Source organism: Megamonas funiformis (assembly GCF_010669225.1).
Lineage (GTDB): Bacteria > Bacillota > Negativicutes > Selenomonadales > Selenomonadaceae > Megamonas > Megamonas funiformis.
The window spans coordinates 1,093,459-1,115,327 of sequence record NZ_CP048627.1; the positions used below are offsets into that span (position 1 = coordinate 1,093,459).

Here is a 21,869-nt window from a genome sequence, read left to right on the forward strand (position 1 = left end):
TTTTTATCTATGCTATATATTATTTTTTGTTTAAAAAAGAACAATGCCCTATTTGTGGTGGAAAAGATTTAAGGAAGAGATAGAATATATAAGCCCTAGAAACTTTTATTTATTAGATTTTGGGGCTTATTATTTTTAGAAGGTGAAATGATGCATGACATATGGAACCCATGGCATGGTTGCCTTAAATATAGTGAGGGCTGTAAAAATTGTTATATGTATTATTTAGATAAGATAAGAGGTAATAGTGGAGCGTATATCTATAAAGTAAAGGCAAATTTTTATTATCCATTAGCTAAAAATAGACAAGGTGAATATAAGATAAAAAGTGGTGAACAAATAAGGGTTTGTATGACATCAGATTTTTTCTTAAAAGAAGCTGATGAGTGGAGAGAAGAAGCATGGAGAATAATAAAAGCTAGAAGTGATGTTATATTTATATTGATAACAAAAAGAGCAGAAAGAATAAGAGCATGTTTACCTAAAAATTGGGGCAATGGTTGGGAAAATGTGTTTTTGCATGTAACTTGTGAAAATCAAAAGCGTGCAGATGAGAGAATACCAATATTATTGAATTTGCCATTTAAACATAAAGGGATAATAGTTGCTCCATTTTTGGAAAATGTAAGTATAGAAAAATATTTAAAAGATGGAGAAATTGAACAGGTAATTTGTGGCGGAGAAAATTATAATGGAGCTAGAGTTTGTAATTTCGATTGGGTGAAAAACTTGCGCCAAGAATGTGTAAAAGCAAATATTACATTTTGTTTTATGGAAACAGGAACAGTTTTTATGAAAGATAAAAAAATATATAATTTACCCTCAAAGGAATTACAAAGTAAGATGGCTTTTAAATCTAAAATGAATTATCAAGGTAAAGAAATAGTTTTTAAATTATATGACCAATTTGGGAGATTATTAGACAAGGAAAAATTGTATAAAAGAAGTTTTAAACTAAAATGTAATGAATGTGCTAGTAAACTTATCTGTAATGGTTGTAGTGAGTGCAAGCAAGATTGTAAATAAAAAACCTAATCTCTAGAATAATTAGAGATTAGGTTTTTTATTAATGACTTTTTTCGTATTCAGTTAAAACTTGTTCAAGAATTTCAGCTGTAGCTTTTACTGTATTTAAACAATGTACTTCTTGAGAATAATGTTTTGCTTTAATTTGACAGCAAAGTCTTGAAGAAAAATGACTTTGAAATGCTCTAACTAAGTTTAACATTATAGGTTTTAAGTGAGTAGTTTCATGAGCTCTTGTTTCAATATATTTACTTGAGATAACACATGCTGAACCACTTAAAGCTCCACATACATCACCAACATGGAAACCACCACCAAAAGCGCCTGTCATTTTTAGAGCATTTTCATCAAGATTTAAATTATAATATTCATTACCTGCACGAATAAGACTTTCTGCACAATTATAACCTTGTATGTAATATTTTTCTGCTATGTCTTTTAACATAATATGATTTTTTCTCCTTTATTAAAGATATATAATATTATATTATAACATATATTTTTAAATACTAGCAAAATAGTATATAATAAGCATATAAAATAAAGTGAGGTCATAAAATGGATAGAATAATTGAAATTTGTTGTGGCAGTTATGAAGATGCTATAAATGCTTATAGAGGTGGAGCAAAGAGAATAGAATTAAATTCAGCTTTGTATTTAGGAGGACTTACGCCAAGTATAGCTACTTTAGAATTAATTAAAAGAAATACAGATTTAGAAGTTATTTGTATGGTAAGACCAAGAGACGCTGGTTTTTGCTATAGTGATTTAGAAAAAAAACAGATTTTTGCCGAAGCAAAAGCTTTATTAGAGCGTGGTGCTGATGGATTAGCTTTTGGCTTTTTAACTGAAGATAGAACAATTGATTTAGAATCTACACAAAAAATGGTAAATCTAGTACATTCTTATGGGAAGACAGCAGTATTTCATAGAGCCTTTGATTGTGTAAAAGATGAAAAAACAGCGATAAATGAATTAATAAAATTAAACGTAAATAGAGTATTAACTAGTGGATTGAAAGCAACAGTTATAGAAGGCAAAGAATTGATTAGAAGTTTACAAAAAACAGTAGGAGTAAAAATAGAGATTTTAGCAGGTAGTGGTATTAATAAAGATAATGCAAAAGATTTAATAGAATATACAAAAGTAAAGCAGATACATTCATCTTGTAGGGCATGGAAAGAAGATAAAACAACTTTTGGTGATTTTGTGAATTATGCATTTGCTCAAGGTGAAAATAAAGCTTGTTATGATTATGTAGATGAAAATTTAGTGAGAAATTTAATCGAAGCTGTTAATGAATAATTTTTTAAAGTTAGGAGAATGATTTTGCAGTTAAAATGGGAGAGTTTTAATTATAATTTGAAAAGAGATTTCAAGTTATTTATTTTTGTTTGGTTATATTTAAATTTATTGCGTGTAATTTCATTGATAACGATGAAAAGTTATGCTGGTGATATAAATTTAAATGATATTCTGTTGACTATCTATTATGGGGCAAGAATTAGTTTAAAAACAGCAGGCGTGCTTATGCTATTTACATTTATTTTTGTTACATTAATAGGTTGGTTGATAAATAAGCATTTAGATAAATTGAGATTAGGATTATCAGCAGTATTTTTATTTATATTGAATTTTTTATTTGTAGCAAAATATTTTTATTATAGGGAATTTCATACTAATTTTAATGAAATGGTATTTAATGCTGTAAATGATGATGTAAAAGCTTTATTTTATACAATGATAGAGCAATATCATTTATTGGAAGGCACAGTAATCATTATTTTATTTACAGCTATGGTTGTATATATCTTGAAAAAGTATCTTGCTTGGCAGTGGATAAAAAAATCTTTTAAATTTGAAAAAAGTCTTATATTTAAAATATCAGTTATAGTATTTACCTTAGTTTTTGCTTTATTTGTACGCTTTGGTGCAAGTTTTTCTTATGCAAAATCTATTCATTGGAAAAATTGTGCAAAAACAAAAGATACTTTTCTTAATGAGATAATTTTAGATGATATGCAGGCTATCTATCGAGGATATTCTATAAAAAAACGTATTGATAATGGCGTGATTTATGGCGTGCATAAGGAAAATATTGCTCAGAATTTAGAGTTTTTAGCGAAAAATAGTGATGCTTATCGTCTGCAAAAACAAGACTTAAGTAAAATAGATAGTAATTTAGTATATCAAGCTCATGGTAATATAATTGACAAGAAACAACATATATTTATTATAATCGGTGAAAGTTTTGCTCAATGGCCATTATTAGATGAATATGCAAATCTGCAATTAGGCGAAAATGTGCGAGCTATTATGCAAAAAGATAATGCAACATATACACATAATTTTATGCCTAATGGTGCATTTACACCTATGGCAGTAAATGCTATGATTTGTGGTTTATCTGATGTAAATATATATCCTAATCATCAATATGAATCATATAAGCAGGTATATGCGACATCTTTTGCACCGCAGATAAAAAAATTAGGATATAAAACACAGTTCTGGTATGCTGGTTTTAGTGGTTGGGAAAGAATAAAAGATTTTGCTTTGGCACAAGGCTTTGATGAATTTCATTGTGCATCAGATTATCAATATCCATCAGGTAATGTATGGGGCTGTGATGACGAATTTATTTTTGATAAGTTAAAGCAAGAAGTAGCTCAAAATGATGAAACTACAGTATATGTGATTTTATCTGTATCAAATCATGCGCCTTATAGTGTAGATTTAGCAAAAGCAGGTTTTCCGAAAGAAGAAGTGCGAGCTAAATTACCTGTAAATGTACAAAATAATGAAGATTTATTAAATAAATTAGGTCATTATTGGTATACAGATAAAGTAATTGGCAATTTTGTTGAAGATATTGAAACAACATATCCTAAAGAAAATCTATTTGTGATTACTGGCGACCATGCTGATAGAACAAATATAGAAGCAAAACCAACATTATTTAATAGATATACTGTGCCATGTGTCATTTATGGTGATGGTATTACGAAAAATATATTATCAGATGAAATAGCTGGCGGTCATATTAATATTGGGGCAACTATATTTGAATTGATAGCGCCACAAGGTTTTGAATACTATAGTTTAGGTAAATCATTAACAAGAGGAGCAAATGTAGGCTTTAATGATAGTGTTTGGCTTAATACTGTAGATATAGGTAAATTAGATGGAAATGAACCAATAGAAGTAGAAAAAACTTTGGAAGCATATAGAACAATTTCATGGTGGAGAAGTATAAAAGGTAATTTAATTCCATAAAAAATAGCCATTTTCCAAATTTCTAAATAAGAGATAAGGAAAATGGCTATTTTTATTCAATGAGAAGACCTTTATTTTTATATTTTTCTTTTAATATTGGTGAAATATTATCATCTGTTAATAATAAATCAACATTATCTAGATTTAATACTTTTTGTTTTGAACGTTTGCCAATCTTACTAGAATCCATTATGGCAATTACTTTTTCTGAACGTTGAGATAATAATTTAATAATACCTATTTCGGATATGCGAAAATCGGTGAAGCCATCTTTATAATTTATAGCATTAATAGATAAAAAGGCAATATCAGGAAAATATTGACCAAATTCTTGTTCACAAGTGGTACCATAAGTTGATTTTTCTTGAGAATCAATAATTCCGCCAATAGAAACAATTTTTATTGCTGGATTTTGAATTAAAATATTAATGGCTGCTAAATTATTAGTAATGACAGTGATATTATCTTTTTTAAAAACTAATTCTTGGGCTAATATAGTATTAGTTGTTCCGGAGTTTAAAGCAATGATAGCATTAGGTTTAATATAAGCTAATGCTTTTTTGGCAGCTTCTCGTTTTAATTTTATATTGAGAACTTCCCTACCGGTAAAATTGGATAAAGACGGCAATGAATCAGGTAAACAAGCACCGCCACGTATACATTTTATTAGACCACTTTGTTCCATAGTTTTTAAATCACGGCGAACAGTATCAACAGAAACATTTAATAAATCTTTTAAATCATTGATTTTTACAATAGCTTGTAATTGTACTTGTTGCAAGATTAATTCTACACGTTCATTATAAAGCATGAAATAATCACCACTTAAGATAAAATAAGATTTTGCTCAAATAAATATAAATAAATTATTTTAAAGTACGTTGTTTTAAGACTTCATAAGCTAAGATAGCAGCAGCATTGGAAGCATTTAAAGAGTTTACTTTGCCACGCATTGGGATTTTGACGATGAAATCGCAAGCATTTTTTGTAAGACGGCTAACACCACGACCTTCACTGCCGATAACTAAAACGAGAGGTCCTGTCATATTAGCATCATAATAATTTTCTGTACCGTCCATGTCTGCTCCAGCTACCCAAAGACCTTTTTGTTTTAATTCTTCTAAAGTTTGTACTACATTACCAATGCGAGCTACAGGAACATATTCCAAAGCTCCAGCAGAAGTTTTAGCTACGATAGAAGATAATGGGCAACTGCGATGTTTAGGAATTAAAATACCATGAGCACCAACAGCATCAGCAGTACGTAAGATTGCACCGAGATTATGAGGGTCTTCTAATTCATCTAATAAGATGATGAATGGATCTTCATTGCGTTCTTTAGCAAGATTTAAAATATCATCAAGTTCTACATAATCAACAGGAGCTGCATAAGCTGCAATACCTTGATGACGTTGACCGCCACAGATTTGATCAAGTTTTTCAGTATTTACATTTTGTACAATGATACGACGTTCTCTAGCAAGTGTCATAATTTCAGGCATAGAACCACCATGTGCGCTATCTGCGATCAAGATGCGATTGATAGAACGACCACTTTTTAAGGCTTCACGAACAGCATTGCGACCAAGTAAGATATCTTCACTGATTTCTACTTTTTTAGGTTTAATTTGTTTTGTATCATTTATTTTTTTCTTCGGACGAGGACTTACTACAAATTTATTTTTTTTATCTTTTTTAGGTTTATTTTTTGTTGGACGCATGATAATCTCCTTTTTTATTAATATTTTATAAATTATTCTTCACGTAATTTAAGCATTTCTTTAAATTTACCACAAGTCATAGCACCTTCAGGGCAACGACCAGTGCGAACACAAGTTGCACCTGCATTTTTAAATAAAAGTGGAGCTACTTTTTTAACTTCAGCAAGCATTAAATATGCCATTTGACGAATTTCCCATTGAGCGCGATTACAGCAACGAAGAGAGAAGAAATTGAGAAGAGAACGAGCATTAAATGTTGCTAAAACTTTTGTTTCGGTAGCATTAGCTAAAACATAACGAGCATCTTCTTTAGGAACATCCATAGCTACTAATTCATCATAAGTTTGGCGAATTGTATGCATTAGATTTTCAAATTTTGCCTTAGCTTCATCATTTTCAGCGATTGATGGCGGTAAAATATATTCAAAATCATGTTCACTTACATAACGCTGAGATTGTTGAGAATAAGAAGCAATACGATGGCGCACTAATTGATGAGTGAGCACGCGAGAAATACCTTCAATAGCAAATGTAAAAGTAACATGTTCCATAGTGGAAGCATGACCCATGCTGATAATTTTTTCTACAAGTTTAGTAACTTGTTCATCAGTCATTTTTTCAGATAATTCCTCTGCACCAGCAGGAGAATAACAAAGACGAGCTGCCATAGCTACAGTACGCTCTGGTTCAGCAGTATATTTCATAAGTTTAACTTTAATCAAAGTAAAGCACTCTCCTAATATAAATTAAGTAAATTAATTATAACTAGTTTTAAAACTTTTCACAAGTAAAATGCAGTAAAAAAGAGCAATACTAATAATTTACATTTAACAATTAGTATTGCTCTTTGAGTATAGAATTAAATTTCGTTTAAATAATCTGTTACAGATTTAATAGCATTGGCACCATCAGAAGCAGCAGTTAAAACTTGACGTAAATCTTTTGTACGTAAATCACCAGCCACAAAAAATCCTTTGGCATTTGTTTTACCTGTTTCATCAGCAATGACATAACCAGCATCATCAGTATTGACAAAATCAGGTACTAATTGATTATTAGGTATCATGCCCACTGCTACGAAAATTCCATCTACAGGAATATCTACAATTTCGCCAGTCTTTTTATATTCAATTTCAATAGCAGAAACTTTTTTATCCCCTTTGATAGATTTTGGCAAAGCAGATTTTACAAATTCCACATTTGGCATAGCAAAAATTTTCTCTTGGGAATGTTTATCTCCACGCAATTCATCACGACGATGGATTAAATAAACTTTTTCACAGATTTTGGCAAGGAATAAAACATCTTCAAGAGCAGTATTTCCGCCACCGATAACAGCAGTTGTCTTATTGCGATAAAAAGCACCATCACAAGTAGCACAATAATAAACACCACGGCTTAAATATTGTTGTTCTCCAGGAACATTCAAAGTGCGAGGATTAGCACCAGTAGCCAAAACGACAGATTTAGTCAAAATAGGTTCTTGACCTTCGATTTCTACAGTATATGAATTATCCTCGTTTTGTTTAATAGCAGTTACAGTTGCTTCTTTAATTTCAGCACCTAATTTTTCAGCATGTTCTTGAAGTGCCATAGAAAAAGAAGCCCCATCAATATTAGGCATACCAGGATAATTATCTAAATCATTAGTAGTAACAATCTGACCACCACTATAACCAGCCTTTTCCAAAACAACATAATTCAAAGCCGCACGAGAAGCATATATAGCAGCAGCAAGACCAGCAGGACCACTGCCAATAATAACAGTATCTAACATAAAATCACCTACAATACAAAATCAATATTTCTTATAAAATAATAATTATTATCCATTAACTAAATTATAATATAAAAAACAACAAAATGTCTACAAAAATATTGCAGAAAAAAGAATCATAATATATAGTAAGAGAAAGGGATAGAAATAAAGAAGCAAGCTTAGCAAAAATCTAGACGAAAGAAAGGAATAAAAAATGAAAAAAAAATCTCCTCGCTTACAATTAAACATAAGATTAACTCCCGAACAAAATGAACTAATAAAACAAAAATTAGAACAAACACAAATATCAAAAACTCAGCTAATAATAGACAGCATAAACAACAACCCAATATACATAATACCTAACCTAGAACAAACAATATCGCAAATAAAATACCTAGGAAATAAAGTAAACGAATTATCTAATAAAATAGAAACAAAAGATGAAAATACAGAAAAATTACTACAAGAAATCCAGCAAGGATGTGATGAATTTTGGCAATTATTAAAGTCGTTAAAGCAGGAAAAACAAAAGCAAGTCTAAAATCAGCTCTAAATTATATTGCTAATGAAGAAAAAATAACCACAATAACAGGGAAAAAATTAATAACTCCATTGAATTGTTGGGGTTCATTAAAAAATATATATGATACAATGATAGCAACAAAAGAGCTATATCGAAAAGCAACAGATAATAAAAATAGTGAAATGTATAAACATTTTCAGCAATCATTTAAGCCAAATGAAATAACTCCAGAAAAAGCTCATGAAATAGGAAAAAAATGGGCAATGCAAAATTTTGCTCAAGATGGTTTTGAAGTATGTATATGTACTCACTTAGATACAGAACATATACATAATCACTTTATCATCAATTCAGTGAATGCTATAACAGGAAAGACAATAGAAATACATGCCAATAAAACTTTAGAAAAATTAAAATATAGTTCTGATGAATTATGCAGAGAATATAATTTATCAGTTATTGAAAGAGATATATTTGCTCAAAATAAAAATCATGAATATAATATGCGTAAAAAATATAGCTTTTTAAGAGAACAATTTAGAGATTTAATGTGGCAGAAAACAGTTTATGATAAAATAATAGATATTTTAAATAAAAGTAGAAATAAAGACTTTAAATATTTTGAGCAGGAATTATTAAAAGTTGGCATAAAACTGGAACATGAACGTTTAAAGAAAGATTTTATCTTTAATTATATTGATGAAAATAGAAAAGTTAGTGATAAAACTTTAGCTAAAACTTTTCATGATGATAAAATTCTACGTAGTAATATTGAAATGATATGGGGAAAAACTCTTCAATATGATTTAGATAAAAAAATATATTTATCCGAAAAAAAACAAGGATTTTATAATTTGATAGAGAATTTAATAAAAACAATTGATAATATAAATAAATTAAATATAAAAACTAAAGTAGAGTTTTATATATTTATGGAAAAACAAGGTTGGTTAATAAAAGAAACTCAAACAGGTAAAGCTTTTTATAATCAAGAACATGATAGGTATTTATACGATAATACTATTTATAAAATTTTAGAAAATAAAGCGTATTGTTTGAAATATATAGAACAAAATTTAATGTAAAAGGGGCTTTACTAATGGGAGTAGCGATGAAAGGTCATTTATTGGCACTATTTACAATCATTTGTTGGGGAACAACATTTATATCCACTAAAATATTATTAGTAGATTTTTCGCCAATTGAGATATTATTAACAAGGTTTGTAATTGGTCTTAGTATTTTATATATAATCAGACCAGAACCTTTGAAGTTAAGGCATGAAGAACATCGTTTATATTTGGTAGTGGCAGCATTATCAGGAATTACTTTATATTATTTGATGGAAAATATTGCATTGACATATACATATGCTTCAAATGTTGGAATTATTTCATCAACAGCGCCTTTTTTCGCTGCTATTTTAGCTAGTTTTACATTGCGAAAACACGCAATAACAGGGCCTTTTATTGTAGGATTTATAATTTCAATGATAGGTATAGTATTTATTGCCTTAGAAGAAAGTAGTTTGAATATCAACCCTAAAGGCGATATCTTAGCTTTAGGAGCTGCTGTTTTATGGGCTGTTTATGCTGTAGTATTAAAGAAAATTTGTGCATTTGGCTATGATATGATAGTTATCACAAGAGAAATTTTTCTTTATGGCGTAATTTTAATGATACCACCAGTTATTTTTATGGGTTTTAATATTGATTTAATTTATTTATTGGAACCAGTAAATTTGGCAAATATGTTGTATTTAGGAATTGGCGCTTCAGCAATTTGTTTTTTGACATGGAATTTCGCTACGAAGTATTTAGGTGTAGTAAAGACTACAGTATATATATATGCTTGTCCAGTGGTAACAGTAATTACTGCTTATTTAGTATTAAATGAGCCAATAACTTTATATAAATTAATAGGTATGATATTAGCTATTGTTGGCTTAGTTATATCACAAAGATGAAGAAAGCTCTCAGATATTCTGAGAGCTTTTTATTATAAGCCTAGATTTTCGCCTACTAGGATAACTTTTATTTTTTTTGCTGGACGACAAATACGAGTAGTAACTATATAAGCACAGCAACTATCACTAGATAAGCAATCATGACAAGCACCAGTTTGATTACATGGTGTTTTAGCATTAGGAAAACGTTGGACAACGCTAGGAGCAGCTATATTTTTAGCACGAGCATAAGCATCATCTAGAGTTTTTACTACTTTATTCATACCTGCAATTATAATTACATTTTTAGGTCCATAAATCATGGCAGCAACACGATTGCCGTTACCGTCGATATTTACTAATTGACCATCTTCACTGATAGCATTAGAACTCATAAGGAAAGTATCACAAAGTAGAGCTTTACGCATGAGGTCAAGTCGTTCTTCTGGTGATTTGGCACTATCGCGGTCGATTACTTGATAATGTTCTTTTACATAGGATAATAAATTAATTTCATCAATAGAAATAGAGCCTCCCCATGAAATAACATCTTTTTCAGGAATTAATTTAATTGCTTGGGCTAAAGCTTCTTCTTTGGTGCTACAGTAATAAGCTTCAAAATGACGTTTAGTTAGAGCTTTTACTACATTAGGGCCTAATTTGTCATAACGCAATTGTTGAGGTAAATTTCTAGCCATAAAATCATCTCCAATATAAATAGTATTTACTTATATTATAATATAAAATTTCTTTATCAAGGATATATAATAATGAAGAAAAATAAGTACTTAATTAAATTGATATTTACAAAAGAGATTTAAATCTATATTATATTAAATATATAAATATTAATAATAAAGTTTATTAGTAATAGATTGCGGAGGTTAATTATGGGTAAAATTATTTTAACAGGAGATAGACCTACTGGTCGTTTACATATTGGTCATTATGTAGGTTCTTTAAAAAGACGTGTAGAATTACAAAATTCTGGAGAATTTGAAAAGATTTTCATTATGATTGCTGATGCTCAAGCACTTACAGATAATGCAGATAATCCAGAAAAAGTTCGTCAGAATGTATTAGAAGTAGCTTTGGATTATTTAGCTTGTGGCATTGACCCTAAAAAATCCACAATTTTTGTGCAATCACAAATTCCACAGCTTTGTGAATTAACATGTTATTATATGAACCTTGTTACTGTATCTCGTTTACAGAGAAATCCTACAGTTAAATCTGAAATTCAAATGCGTAATTTTGAAGCAAGTATTCCTGTTGGTTTTTTAGCTTATCCAGTAAGTCAGGCTTCTGATATTACAGCTTTTAAAGCGACAACTGTACCAGTTGGTGAAGACCAAGAGCCAATGATTGAACAGACAAGAGAAATTGTTCGTCGTTTTAATATGTTGTATAATACAGAAACTTTAGTAGAACCAGATATCTTACTTCCAGATAACAAAGCTTGTTTACGTCTTCCTGGCATTGATGGTAAAGCTAAAATGAGTAAATCCTTAGGAAACTGCATTTATTTATCTGATGAAGCTGATGTCATTAAACAAAAAGTAATGAGCATGTATACAGACCCTGACCATATCAAAGTTTCTGACCCAGGTAAAATAGAAGGTAATACAGTATTTATTTACTTAGATGCATTCTGCAAAGATGAACATTTTGCTAAATATTTACCTGATTATAATAATTTAGATGAATTAAAAGTTCATTATCAACGTGGCGGTCTTGGTGATGTTAAAGTTAAAAAATTCTTGAATGCTGTATTACAAGAAGAATTTGAACCAATTAGAAATCGTCGTAAAGAATATCAAAAAGATATTGCTTATGTATATCAGATTTTAAAAGAAGGTTCTGAAGTAGCTCGTGAAGTAGCTCAACAAACATTGCATGAAGTAAAAGATGCTATGAAAATAAATTATTTTGATGATATTGAATTATTAAATCAACAGATTGATAAATATAAAGAAGTTAAATAATTATTTTAGGAAAACTTCCCATAGAATTTTATTTTTTAGATTTTATGGGGAGTTTTTTGTTTTTAATAGCAATAAAATAACTTTAATAATAAATGCATATTTTTTCATTTTTTTCGATAATAAATTTAAAGTATTACTAAAATATAATAAAATAAAAATGTCTTTTAACAGGATACTAGATTGTAAAATATAACTTTACATTAAGTTTATGCTGTTAATAGATATAAATAAATTGTTAACTTGTGAAATTGATATTTTCTTCTTAATATGGACATTATGATAAATAAAAATATAATTTCTAAGAAAACAATCTGTATTTATTAGATTTTTGTTTGCTTTATATAAAATTTTAGTAAAAAACAAGAGCTTTTTACGTAATTTATGTAAAAATAAAAATGTTTTTAATGTGTATTTAGTATTGCACTTTGTACAATACTATTGTACAATATATCATGATTTTATAAAAAAGGAGATTTTATTTATGAAAAATCATGATTTCATGAGCCATGAATTAAAATTGCCTGAACTTACACTTAGAGGGGTCATACTTGGTTTATTTATAACAATAGTATTTACTGCATCTAACGTGTATCTAGGATTGAAAGTAGGACTTACATTTTCTTCTGCTATTCCAGCTGCAATTATTTCTATGGCTATCTTGCGTATGTGCAAGGATTCTAATATTTTAGAAAATAACCTTGTACAGACTCAAGCATCTGCTGCTGGTACATTATCCGCAGTAATTTTCGTTATTCCTGGTTTATTGATGATTGGTTATTGGCAAGGCTTCCAATTTTGGCAAACTTTAATGATTTGCGCATGTGGTGGATGCTTAGGGGTATTATTCACTATTCCACTTCGTCGTGCAATGGTAGTTAATACAGATTTGCCTTATCCAGAAGGTCGTGCTGCTGCTGAAATTTTGAAAGTTGGTAGTGCTAGCGAGAAAAAAGGCGTTACTGGCATGAAAGATATTGTAAGTGGTGGTGTTGTCGCTGCACTTATCAATCTATTTTCTAGTGGATTTGGATATCTTTCCGCTGAAATGATGAATTGGATTCATTTGGGCAAAAATGTAGTAACTTGTCTTCCATTAGGTTTTTCTCCTGCTTTATTAGGTGCAGGTTACCTTATTGGTCTTGCTAGTGGTTTAGCAATTTTATTTGGTTTAGTTGTTACTTGGTTAGGTTTTGTACCATATTTCATGTCTATATCTGATATTCCAGTTGGTGTAGATATCGGTGAAGTAGCTACTAGCATTTGGTCTTCTAAAATTCGTTTTATGGGTGCAGGTACAATTGGTATTGCTGCTATTTGGACTTTAATTACTTTATTAAAACCTATTTTAGATGGTATTAAAATGTCTATTAAAGCTGTATCTGATAATAGTGTATCTAACGATAATTTGCATCGTATGGATACAGATATGACACCAAAAAGCATTGGTATTGTATTCGTATTAATCATTATCGGTTTAATAGGTGTATTCTATTCCTTCTTAGCTGGTGGCAATTTATCCACAGGTATGACTTTGTTGTACATAGTAGTTGGTATTATTGTTGCTGTAGGTATGGGCTTCTTCGTAGCTGCTGCTTGCGGTTACATGGCAGGTCTTATCGGTACTTCTTCCAGTCCAATTTCTGGTATTGGTATTTTAGGTATCATTGTTTCTTCCCTTGTAGTATTAGCATTAGGTAACCTTGCAGGTTTATTTAGCTCTGAATATGGTACTTTATTTGCTACTGCATTTGCTATTTTTATCACAAGTGTTATTACAAGTATTGCCGCTATTTCTAATGATAACTTACAGGATTTAAAAACTGGTTTACTTGTTGGTGCAACTCCATGGAAACAGCAGGTAGCTTTATTAATCGGTTGTATCGCTGGTGCGATCGCTATTGCTCCTGTACTCAACTTACTTTATGAAGCATATGGTTTCCCAGGTGCAATGCCTCGTCCTGATATGGATCCAAATCAGGTATTGTCTGCTCCACAGGCTACTTTGATGGCAACTATTGCTAAAGGTATTTTCAATAATAGCATGGATTGGTCATATATTCTTTATGGTGTAATCTTTGGTATTATTATTATCATCATTGATGTACTCTTGAAAAAATCTACAAAAAATCTTAGCTTACCACCTCTTGCTGTAGGTATGGGTATATATCTTCCTCCAACTTTACAGATGCCACTTGTAGTAGGTGCTGTACTTTCTTATGTAGTAAATCGTTATTTACGTAAACGTGCAGAAGTTCGTAGCCCTCAAAATGTTGCTGATGATGTAGATACATGCAATCGTCGTGGTATCTTATTTGCCTCTGGTATGATCGTTGGTGAATCCTTAATGGGTGTATTACTTGCTGGTGTTATCGTTGTTTCTGTAACATCTGGCGGTAGTGAAGCTCCACTTCGTATGGTAGGCGATAGCTTTGGTGATACAGCCCAATGGCTCGGCTTGTTAGTAAATATTTTATTAATTATTGAATTTGCTCGTCGTGTTATCACTGCGAAATTAAATAAATAATTAGTGTAATAAAAAACGACTTCTATGATAATTTGAGTAGAAGTCGTTTTTTTTATTGTTTAATTGTAGGATTTCTTTTATAATGATTTATATGTATTTTTTAGAATTTTAGGGAGCAAAGAAGATGAATTTTGATTGTAAAAATACGATTATACGACATAGAATATTTAAGAAATGTTATAAAGAGATAGATAAAGAGGAAACAAATCGTATTTTTTGCCGACATGATATGGGTCATTTTTTAGATGTGGCTAGATTGATGATGATTTTAAATGTAAAAGAAGATTTAAAAATTAGTGATGATATGATTTATGCGACAGCTTTACTACATGATATTGGTCGTCATATTCAATATCGTCAAGGAATTGGTCATGAAATATCTAGTGCGCAGATTGCTCCTTTAATTTTAGATGATTGCGATTTCACTGTAGAAGAAAAAAATCAAATCATTGAAGCTATTTTAAAACATAGAGATAGTAAAACTAGTGAAGAAAAGAATTTAAATGGGTTATTGTATCGAGCAGATAAAATGAGTAGGACTTGTTTTTGTTGTCAAGTTGAGCCTATTTGTAATTGGAAAGATGAAAAGAAAAATTTAAAATTAAAATATTAATTATTTGAGGTATTTTTTATGAAAATTGGTAGTAGAGAGTTTGATTTTGGCAGACATACTTATATTATGGGAATTTTGAATGTAACACCTGATTCATTTTCCGATGGTGGTAGATTTAATTCTTTAGATAAAGCTTTATTTCATGTGCAAGAAATGATAAAAGAGGGTGTAGATATCATAGATGTTGGCGGAGAGTCAACAAGACCTGGATATACACTTTTGAGTGATGATGAGGAAATATCACGTATTGTTCCTGTTATTGAAAATTTGAAAAAAGAGTTTGATGTGCCAATATCTTTAGATACATATAAGGGAAATGTAGCTAAAGAAGGAATAAAAGCAGGTGCTGATTTAATCAATGATATTTGGGGCTTAAAATATGATGATATTTTAGCAAAAGTTATAGCAGAAAATGATGTAGCTTGCTGTTTGATGCATAATCGCAAAGATACGAATTATAAAGATTTTTTGACTGATGTAGTGGAGGATTTACAAGAAACTATAGATATTGTTCAAAATGCTGGAATAAAAAAAGATAAGATAATTTTAGATCCTGGTATTGGTTTTGCTAAAACATATGAGCAAAATTTAATTATGTTAAAAAATTTATCTAGTCTACACAAATTGAATTTTCCTTTATTATTAGGAGCTTCAAGAAAATCTGTGGTAGGATTGACTTTGGATTTACCTGCTGATGAGAGAGTAGAAGGTACAATTACTACATCTATTATGGCAGTGTTAGCAGATTATGATTTTGTACGAGTTCATGATATAAAAGAAAATTTAAGAGCTATAAAAATGGCAGAAGCTATAAAATATGCTGGAGGTAATTTTTGATGGATATAATTCGCATTGATAATTTAGAAGTATATGCTTATCATGGAGTATATGATGAAGAAAAAGAAAAAGGTCAGTATTTTTATGTTAATGCTGAATTATATACAAATACAAGAAAAGCTGGCATGAATGATGATTTAGACGCTTCTACTAATTATGGAACAGTATGCGATTTTATTCATGATTTTATGACTAAGCATACTTATGATTTGATTGAAACTGTAGCTGAACAATTAGCACAGGCATTATTATTGGAGTTTAAATTAGTAAAAAGTGTTTTATTGGAAATTAGAAAGCCACATGCACCTATTGAAAAGGAATTTGAGTCCGTATCTGTAGAAATTGAACGTGGCTGGCATGAAGCTTTTGTAGCGTTCGGCTCTAATTTAGGAGATAAAGAGAAATTTATAGATGAAGCTATTGAAGCTTTGAGCAATTTACCACAGATAAATATAGTAGCTATTTCAGATAAAATTGTTACAGAACCATATGGAAATGTGGAACAAGATGTATTTTTAAATGGTGTTATGAAGATAGAAACACTTTTACCAGCAGATGAATTATTACAGATTTTGCAAAAAGTAGAGGAACATGCAGGTAGAGAGCGTAAAATACATTGGGGCCCTAGAACTTTAGATTTAGATATAATTTTTTATGATGATGATATTATAAGTGAAGATGATTTGATAGTTCCGCATCCAGATATGAAAAATCGTGATTTTGTATTAAAACCATTAATGCAGATTGCTCCGTATAAATTACATCCTGTATATAGAAAAACCATTAGTGATATGTATGCTGAATTGATGGCTAAAAAACAATAGAAATTAAAAAAGTTGTAATCAAATGATATATAATCAAGTGATTACAACTTTTTTGTTATTTAATAAATTGTTTAATTGTTTGTTCAACTAATTCTAAATCTACAGTGGTATTATAACAAGGACCATTAGGTCGAATATTTAAAACTCCAGCAGATGGTAGAGGATATACGTCTTGTATGCCACTTGTTAAATCACGTTCACAAGCAATGGCTAATAACATTTTAGGGCGGAGTTCTTTGGCAATTTTACGAGCTAAAGTTCCACCTGTTGCCACACGGAAATGAAAACCCATTCTATTTGCCATATCGATTAATGGGCCAATAGTACATTGATTGCAATGTTTACAATTATTGATGTCATGAGTTATTTTGTGTGGGCAAGTCGCTAGTTGTAGACAGTGTGGGGAGATAACTAATAAGTCTTTAGCTTCTACTTTGATGTTTTTATGTGTGAGTATATAGTTATTTAAGGCAATAAAGGAACGTTCAGTTTCACGTCGTCCTATGCCGAATATTTTTCCCCAGAGTATGATGATAGGGAAAAGAAAATTGATAAAATTGAAGATATATTTATCAAGAAAAGAAAAGGCTTTTATATTTGCTATGTTGAAAATCATATTTAGAATGAATAGACAACAGAAAATAAATACTATGCTAACAAAGGTAAAAGCTAATTGGGCAATAAAAGCTAAGTCTAAGACAATTAGGCGTGGATAACATAGCCAGATAATCAAATAGGTGAGAAACATTATACTAAATAAGCTAATAGCAGCTAATTTTATAAATAAGCGTTTTTTAGTATTTTTTAAAATATCATTATACATATAGTTTATCCTAATCTTTCGTGTAGTGTAAAATTGGTAAAAAATTAGTAAGAAAGCGAAAATAGCTAGGCTACTTTCGCTTGTTACGTTTAGATAAAAGATACATTATTTTCAAGTTCTTGTTTATGACCGTTTATATATGAACTTGCTGGCATTTTTGCTTTATTAGGTGGCTGAATTTCAAGAAGTTCAATCGCACCTTCACCAGTAGCTACAATAATACTTTGTTTAGTTAATTTTATGATTTGACCAGGATTTCCAGTTCCTGTAGTTACTTTTGTTTGCCAGATTTTAAATTTCTTATTGTTTAAAGTAGTATAAGCGACTGGCCAAGAATTCAATCCACGTACTAAATTATGGATATCTTGGGCAGATTTTGTCCAATCAATGCGACAATTATCATTGTTTAACATTTTAGCATAGCAAGATAAATTGTCATTTTGTTTTTCACGAGGAGCTTTATTTTCTTCGATTAATTGAACTGTTTGCAATAATAAATCAGCACCTTGAACCATTAATTTGTCATGAAGTTGTGCTGTAGTCATATCTGGAGTGATTTCGGTAGTAGCTTTTAATATCATATCGCCAGTATCTAAACCAACGTCCATATACATAGTAGTGATACCAGTTTGTTTATCGCCACTGATGATTGACCAGTGGATTGGAGCTGCACCGCGCCAACGAGGTAATAATGAACCATGTACGTTTACACAGCTAAGTGGCGGTATATCAAGTATTTCTTTAGAAAGAATTTGACCAAAAGCGACAACGATAATTAAATCAGGTTTTAATTCGCGAAGCTCAGCTACACATTCTGGTGTTTTGATTTTTTCTGGCTGATATACTGGTAAATTATGTTTTAGAGCATATTCTTTGACAGGGGACATAGCTAATTTTTGACCACGTCCTTTTGGTCTGTCTGGTTGTGTATATACAGCAGTTACATTGTAGTGTTGATTTAAAATATCTAAGCAAGGTACAGCAAATTCTGGAGTACCCATGAAAACAATATTTTTTATTGGCATGGAAAACACCTCTTATTTTTGAGCTTTATGAAGATTATTGGCAATATCAATAAATAATCTTCCATGTAAATGGTCTATTTCGTGTTGAAGGCAACGTGCAAGAAGTCCTGTAGCAGTAATGCGATGACGTTTTCCACGACGATTTAAATATTCAACGCTTACTTTAGCAGCACGTTCTACTTCACCATAAATTTCGGGTACACTTAAACAGCCTTCAGTGTCTATCTCAGTGCCTTCTTTGCGAATAATAGTAGGGTTGATGAGTTCTAAAAGTCCTTCACCTATATCGATAACTACTACTTGGATAGATTGACCAACTTGTGGTGCAGCAAGACCTACACCATTAGCTTTATACATAGTTTCTGCCATATCATCAAGTAAAGTACGGATTGTTTTATCAATTCTTTCAATTGGTTGAGCTTGTTGTTTTAAAACAAGCTCACCAGCTTTTTTTATATCTAAAATAGCCACGAGAATTCCTCCTATAATTTCAAAGTTAACTGATATAAATTTTAACATAGGAAAGAGTATAAAGCAAAGATAATAGTATTTATGGTATAATAAGAAATGTCAAAAAATTGAATTGGAGAATAATAGCTTATGAATAGAAGTAGAACATATTTGACACCAAATCGACATGAAAAATACATGGTAGTAGATGGCTATAATATAATAAATGCATGGGAAAGTTTAAAGAAATTCATCAATGATGATTTAGATTTTGCTAGAGAAAAATTAATTCATCTTTTAATGGAATATGGACAATATGAAAAATATGATATTACTATAGTTTTTGATGCACAATATACTAATGCGGAAGAAAATGTCGAAGAAATATCTAAACATTGTAAAGTGGTTTATACAAAGGAAAAAGAGACAGCTGATAGTTATATTGAACGCAGTGTATATGAAGCTACTAAATATTATGGTAGAGAAGTATATGTAGTAACTTCTGATGGAGCAGAGCAGTCTTTGATTTTAGGAGCAGGAGCATATCGTATTTCTGCAAATGAATTATGGCGAAGAATAAAACATAGCAAAAAAAATATTCGCGATGAATATACAGGTGAGCATGTATTGCCATTGAGAAGAAGTGAAATCGGCTCAAGAATAAATGATGAAGTCATGGCAAAATTAGATGAACTCAGAAAAAGAAAAAGTTAAATGAAATAATTTAAATTTAATAAAATGATGATAAGCTATTGTAAATAGCAGAAATTATTTTATAGAGATATTTTTTGTATAAATGTATAAAATCTTGCATAGATAAATTTTCTATGCTATACTAGTTAAAGAAGTTAATTTGATTATTCCTTAAAGAGTGGGTAGACGCCCACTCTTTACTTTATATTGGGGATAATATTACAGGAGGTGTTTCGATGGCAAATCGTGTGGAAGAAGCAGTTGAAAAAATTGCTGAAGAAATTTTAGCTAATACTGATTATGAACTTGTTGATGTAGAGTATGTAAAAGAACGTGATTGGTTTTTACGTGTATACATCGATAAAGAAGGTGGCATTGGCCTTGATGATTGTCAGGAAGTAAGCGGCCTACTGGATGAAAAGCTTGAAGAATTAAATATTATCAATGACCGCTATATTTTGGAAGTGTCTTCACCAGGACTTGACCGTGCGTTGAAAAAAGAAAAAGATTTTAAACGCGAAATGGGCAAATTGGTGGATATTACATTATATAAGGCTATTGATGGTGAAAAAATGATAACTGGTAAATTAACTGGTTATACAAAAGATATTATTACTATTGATGAAACTAGAGAAATAGCATTAAAAGATATTGCTTTAGTTAGATTGCATATTGATTTTTAAATTAAGATTAAGGAGTAAATGTAATTAAATGGCAACCAAAGATAAAGGCTTTTTAGATGCGTTAAAAGAAGTTGGACAGGAGAAAGGCATAGCACCAGAAGTATTATTTGAAGCAGTAGAAGCAGCATTGGTATCTGCTTATAAAAGAAATTTCAACACTGCTTCTAATGTGCGTGTGTATTTAGAAAGAGCAACTGGCGAATTTCATGTATACGCTCAGAAAAAAGTTGTAGAAAAAGTGGAAAATAAAGTTACAGAGATTTCTTTATTACAAGCTCAAAAACAATTTGGTGAAAGCATTGTTTTAGATGATGTAGTAGAAGTAGAAGTAACACCTGCTAACTTTGGACGCATTGCAGCTCAAACTGCAAAACAAGTAGTAGTACAGCGTATTAGAGAAGCAGAACGTGGTATTATCTATGAGGAATATTCTAACCGTTCTAGTGATATTTTAACTGGTACTGTACAGAGAATGGAAGGTCATAATGTATTTATTGACCTTGGTAAAACAGAAGCTGTACTTGCACCATCTGAACAGATCAGTACAGAACAATATAAACATAATGACCGCATTAAAGTTTATGTAGTAGAAGTAAAAAGAACTTCTAAGGGTCCTCAGATTTTAGTATCTCGTACACATCCTGGCTTATTGAAAAGATTATTTGAACTTGAAGTACCTGAAATTCAAGAAGGTACAGTTGAAATTAAATCTGTAGCTCGTGAGCCAGGTATGCGTTCCAAAATAGCGGTATTTTCTGCAAATGAAGAAATCGATCCAGTTGGTTCTTGTGTAGGTCAAAAAGGTTTACGTGTTCAAGCTGTAGTAGATGAACTTCGTGGCGAAAAAATTGATATCGTAAAATGGAATGAAGACCCAGCAAAATATATAGCAAATTCTTTAAGCCCTGCAAAAGTTGTATCTGTTGCAGTAAATGAAGAAAAGAAAATGTCTAGAGTAATCGTACCAGATTATCAATTATCTTTAGCTATTGGTAAAGAAGGACAAAACGCTAGATTGGCTGCAAAACTCACTGGTTGGAAAATCGACATTAAGAGCGAAACTCAAGCTGCAGAAGAAGGCTTTGATTCAGACGATATGAACATGGTTAATGTTGTAAGTGAAGAATCTTTTTCTGTAGATTAATAATAAATAGGGAGC

General features: G+C 30.6%; 23 protein-coding genes. 14 read left to right on the forward strand and 9 right to left on the reverse strand.

Annotated features, from left to right (window positions below; genetic code table 11):
• The first annotated feature begins 150 nt into the window (after positions 1-150).
• Positions 151-1,026, forward strand: coding sequence for a DUF5131 family protein (locus GXM21_RS05395; RefSeq protein WP_008538105.1), 876 nt, complete (start codon positions 151-153; stop codon positions 1,024-1,026).
• Positions 1,027-1,066: 40 nt separating this feature from the next.
• Here the strand turns inward: GXM21_RS05395 and GXM21_RS05400 are convergent, their stop codons facing one another.
• Positions 1,067-1,471 (reverse strand): C-GCAxxG-C-C family protein, encoded by a 405-nt coding sequence (locus GXM21_RS05400; RefSeq protein WP_008538104.1) that lies wholly within the window; start codon positions 1,469-1,471, stop codon positions 1,067-1,069.
• A gap of 113 nt (positions 1,472-1,584) precedes the next feature.
• Between GXM21_RS05400 and GXM21_RS05405 the strand changes: the two genes are divergently transcribed.
• Both GXM21_RS05405 and GXM21_RS05410 read left to right on the forward strand, forming a co-directional pair.
• Entirely contained in the window at positions 1,585-2,331 is a 747-nt protein-coding gene (locus GXM21_RS05405) for a copper homeostasis protein CutC (RefSeq protein WP_008538103.1), read from the forward strand.
• Between the two features lie 57 nt (positions 2,332-2,388).
• On the forward strand, positions 2,389-4,302 hold the full coding sequence (locus tag GXM21_RS05410) for an LTA synthase family protein (RefSeq protein WP_244263869.1): 1,914 nt from the start codon (positions 2,389-2,391) through the stop codon (positions 4,300-4,302).
• A 52-nt stretch (positions 4,303-4,354) separates the two neighbouring features.
• On the opposite strand, the gene GXM21_RS05415 is transcribed toward GXM21_RS05410, so the two are convergent.
• The 4 genes from GXM21_RS05415 to GXM21_RS05430 all read right to left on the reverse strand — a co-directional run bounded on the left by GXM21_RS05415 (position 4,355) and on the right by GXM21_RS05430 (position 7,800).
• Positions 4,355-5,113: a DeoR/GlpR family DNA-binding transcription regulator gene (locus GXM21_RS05415; RefSeq protein WP_008538100.1), complete on the reverse strand. Its 759-nt coding sequence runs from the start codon at positions 5,111-5,113 to the stop codon at positions 4,355-4,357.
• Between the two features lie 55 nt (positions 5,114-5,168).
• Positions 5,169-6,023: a 23S rRNA (guanosine(2251)-2'-O)-methyltransferase RlmB gene (rlmB, locus tag GXM21_RS05420; protein WP_008538099.1), complete on the reverse strand. Its 855-nt coding sequence runs from the start codon at positions 6,021-6,023 to the stop codon at positions 5,169-5,171.
• A 32-nt stretch (positions 6,024-6,055) separates the two neighbouring features.
• Entirely contained in the window at positions 6,056-6,742 is a 687-nt protein-coding gene (thyX, locus tag GXM21_RS05425; RefSeq protein WP_026296914.1) for an FAD-dependent thymidylate synthase, read from the reverse strand.
• Between the two features lie 140 nt (positions 6,743-6,882).
• Positions 6,883-7,800 carry an NAD(P)/FAD-dependent oxidoreductase gene (locus GXM21_RS05430; RefSeq protein WP_008538097.1) on the reverse strand — a complete coding sequence of 306 codons (918 nt, stop codon included), beginning with the start codon at positions 7,798-7,800 and terminating at the stop codon, positions 6,883-6,885.
• A gap of 196 nt (positions 7,801-7,996) precedes the next feature.
• Here GXM21_RS05430 and GXM21_RS05435 point away from each other — a divergent pair, with 196 nt between their 5' ends.
• Genes GXM21_RS05435 through GXM21_RS05445 form a run of 3 tightly spaced genes read left to right on the forward strand, consistent with a single transcriptional unit; the run spans position 7,997 to position 10,274 of the window.
• Positions 7,997-8,326, forward strand: coding sequence for a plasmid mobilization protein (locus GXM21_RS05435; protein ID WP_008538096.1), 330 nt, complete (start codon positions 7,997-7,999; stop codon positions 8,324-8,326).
• Positions 8,278-9,393 (forward strand): relaxase/mobilization nuclease domain-containing protein, encoded by a 1,116-nt coding sequence (locus GXM21_RS05440; RefSeq protein WP_008538095.1) that lies wholly within the window; start codon positions 8,278-8,280, stop codon positions 9,391-9,393. Before GXM21_RS05435 ends, GXM21_RS05440 begins: the two co-directional genes overlap by 49 nt.
• A gap of 14 nt (positions 9,394-9,407) precedes the next feature.
• A complete protein-coding gene (locus tag GXM21_RS05445; protein ID WP_026296915.1) occupies positions 9,408-10,274 on the forward strand; it encodes a DMT family transporter in 867 nt (288 codons plus the stop codon).
• A gap of 32 nt (positions 10,275-10,306) precedes the next feature.
• Here GXM21_RS05445 and GXM21_RS05450 read toward each other — a convergent pair whose 3' ends face one another.
• Entirely contained in the window at positions 10,307-10,951 is a 645-nt protein-coding gene (locus tag GXM21_RS05450; protein ID WP_008538093.1) for a lactate utilization protein, read from the reverse strand.
• 192 nt (positions 10,952-11,143) lie between these two features.
• Here GXM21_RS05450 and trpS point away from each other — a divergent pair, with 192 nt between their 5' ends.
• From trpS to folK, 5 genes are all read left to right on the forward strand, one after another.
• Positions 11,144-12,238, forward strand: a complete 1,095-nt coding sequence (trpS, locus tag GXM21_RS05455; protein ID WP_008538092.1) for a tryptophan--tRNA ligase — start codon at positions 11,144-11,146, stop codon at positions 12,236-12,238.
• A gap of 481 nt (positions 12,239-12,719) precedes the next feature.
• Positions 12,720-14,762, forward strand: coding sequence for an OPT family oligopeptide transporter (locus GXM21_RS05460; RefSeq protein WP_008538091.1), 2,043 nt, complete (start codon positions 12,720-12,722; stop codon positions 14,760-14,762).
• A 124-nt stretch (positions 14,763-14,886) separates the two neighbouring features.
• Positions 14,887-15,375: an HD domain-containing protein gene (locus GXM21_RS05465; RefSeq protein WP_008538089.1), complete on the forward strand. Its 489-nt coding sequence runs from the start codon at positions 14,887-14,889 to the stop codon at positions 15,373-15,375.
• A gap of 18 nt (positions 15,376-15,393) precedes the next feature.
• The gene (folP, locus tag GXM21_RS05470) at positions 15,394-16,212 is read left to right on the forward strand and encodes a dihydropteroate synthase (RefSeq protein WP_008538087.1); all 819 of its coding nucleotides are present in this window, start codon (positions 15,394-15,396) and stop codon (positions 16,210-16,212) included.
• On the forward strand, positions 16,212-17,036 hold the full coding sequence (gene folK, locus GXM21_RS05475) for a 2-amino-4-hydroxy-6-hydroxymethyldihydropteridine diphosphokinase (protein ID WP_008538086.1): 825 nt from the start codon (positions 16,212-16,214) through the stop codon (positions 17,034-17,036). Before folP ends, folK begins: the two co-directional genes overlap by 1 nt.
• Before the next feature lie 55 nt (positions 17,037-17,091).
• Here the strand turns inward: folK and GXM21_RS05480 are convergent, their stop codons facing one another.
• The 3 genes from GXM21_RS05480 to def all read right to left on the reverse strand — a co-directional run bounded on the left by GXM21_RS05480 (position 17,092) and on the right by def (position 19,355).
• Positions 17,092-17,859: a DUF116 domain-containing protein gene (locus GXM21_RS05480; RefSeq protein WP_008538085.1), complete on the reverse strand. Its 768-nt coding sequence runs from the start codon at positions 17,857-17,859 to the stop codon at positions 17,092-17,094.
• Positions 17,860-17,948: 89 nt separating this feature from the next.
• Positions 17,949-18,884 (reverse strand): methionyl-tRNA formyltransferase, encoded by a 936-nt coding sequence (fmt, locus tag GXM21_RS05485; protein WP_008538084.1) that lies wholly within the window; start codon positions 18,882-18,884, stop codon positions 17,949-17,951.
• Between the two features lie 12 nt (positions 18,885-18,896).
• Positions 18,897-19,355: a peptide deformylase gene (gene def, locus GXM21_RS05490; RefSeq protein WP_008538083.1), complete on the reverse strand. Its 459-nt coding sequence runs from the start codon at positions 19,353-19,355 to the stop codon at positions 18,897-18,899.
• Between the two features lie 129 nt (positions 19,356-19,484).
• Between def and GXM21_RS05495 the strand changes: the two genes are divergently transcribed.
• From GXM21_RS05495 to nusA, 3 genes are all read left to right on the forward strand, one after another.
• The gene (locus GXM21_RS05495; RefSeq protein WP_008538082.1) at positions 19,485-20,048 is read left to right on the forward strand and encodes an NYN domain-containing protein; all 564 of its coding nucleotides are present in this window, start codon (positions 19,485-19,487) and stop codon (positions 20,046-20,048) included.
• A gap of 215 nt (positions 20,049-20,263) precedes the next feature.
• The gene (locus GXM21_RS05500) at positions 20,264-20,710 is read left to right on the forward strand and encodes a ribosome maturation factor RimP (RefSeq protein WP_008538081.1); all 447 of its coding nucleotides are present in this window, start codon (positions 20,264-20,266) and stop codon (positions 20,708-20,710) included.
• Positions 20,711-20,738: 28 nt separating this feature from the next.
• Positions 20,739-21,854 (forward strand): transcription termination factor NusA, encoded by a 1,116-nt coding sequence (nusA, locus tag GXM21_RS05505; protein ID WP_008538080.1) that lies wholly within the window; start codon positions 20,739-20,741, stop codon positions 21,852-21,854.
• Positions 21,855-21,869 lie beyond the last annotated feature (15 nt).

Excerpts from the sequence above, each read along its gene's own strand:
- folP (WP_008538087.1), top strand. The coding sequence starts at position 15,394 with ATGAAAATTGGTAGTAGAGAGTTTGATTTTGGCAGACATACTTATATT.
- GXM21_RS05495 (WP_008538082.1), top strand. The coding sequence starts at position 19,485 with ATGAATAGAAGTAGAACATATTTGACACCAAATCGACATGAAAAATAC.
- GXM21_RS05405 (WP_008538103.1), top strand. The coding sequence starts at position 1,585 with ATGGATAGAATAATTGAAATTTGTTGTGGCAGTTATGAAGATGCTATA.
- GXM21_RS05460 (WP_008538091.1), top strand. The coding sequence starts at position 12,720 with ATGAAAAATCATGATTTCATGAGCCATGAATTAAAATTGCCTGAACTT.
- GXM21_RS05435 (WP_008538096.1), top strand. The coding sequence starts at position 7,997 with ATGAAAAAAAAATCTCCTCGCTTACAATTAAACATAAGATTAACTCCC.
- fmt (WP_008538084.1), bottom strand. The coding sequence starts at position 18,884 with ATGCCAATAAAAAATATTGTTTTCATGGGTACTCCAGAATTTGCTGTA.
- GXM21_RS05500 (WP_008538081.1), top strand. The coding sequence starts at position 20,264 with ATGGCAAATCGTGTGGAAGAAGCAGTTGAAAAAATTGCTGAAGAAATT.
- trpS (WP_008538092.1), top strand. The coding sequence starts at position 11,144 with ATGGGTAAAATTATTTTAACAGGAGATAGACCTACTGGTCGTTTACAT.
- GXM21_RS05450 (WP_008538093.1), bottom strand. The coding sequence starts at position 10,951 with ATGGCTAGAAATTTACCTCAACAATTGCGTTATGACAAATTAGGCCCT.
- GXM21_RS05400 (WP_008538104.1), bottom strand. The coding sequence starts at position 1,471 with ATGTTAAAAGACATAGCAGAAAAATATTACATACAAGGTTATAATTGT.
- nusA (WP_008538080.1), top strand. The coding sequence starts at position 20,739 with ATGGCAACCAAAGATAAAGGCTTTTTAGATGCGTTAAAAGAAGTTGGA.
- folK (WP_008538086.1), top strand. The coding sequence starts at position 16,212 with ATGGATATAATTCGCATTGATAATTTAGAAGTATATGCTTATCATGGA.
- GXM21_RS05430 (WP_008538097.1), bottom strand. The coding sequence starts at position 7,800 with ATGTTAGATACTGTTATTATTGGCAGTGGTCCTGCTGGTCTTGCTGCT.
- GXM21_RS05415 (WP_008538100.1), bottom strand. The coding sequence starts at position 5,113 with ATGCTTTATAATGAACGTGTAGAATTAATCTTGCAACAAGTACAATTA.
- GXM21_RS05480 (WP_008538085.1), bottom strand. The coding sequence starts at position 17,859 with ATGTATAATGATATTTTAAAAAATACTAAAAAACGCTTATTTATAAAA.
- GXM21_RS05445 (WP_026296915.1), top strand. The coding sequence starts at position 9,408 with ATGGGAGTAGCGATGAAAGGTCATTTATTGGCACTATTTACAATCATT.
- GXM21_RS05395 (WP_008538105.1), top strand. The coding sequence starts at position 151 with ATGCATGACATATGGAACCCATGGCATGGTTGCCTTAAATATAGTGAG.
- rlmB (WP_008538099.1), bottom strand. The coding sequence starts at position 6,023 with ATGCGTCCAACAAAAAATAAACCTAAAAAAGATAAAAAAAATAAATTT.
- GXM21_RS05465 (WP_008538089.1), top strand. The coding sequence starts at position 14,887 with ATGAATTTTGATTGTAAAAATACGATTATACGACATAGAATATTTAAG.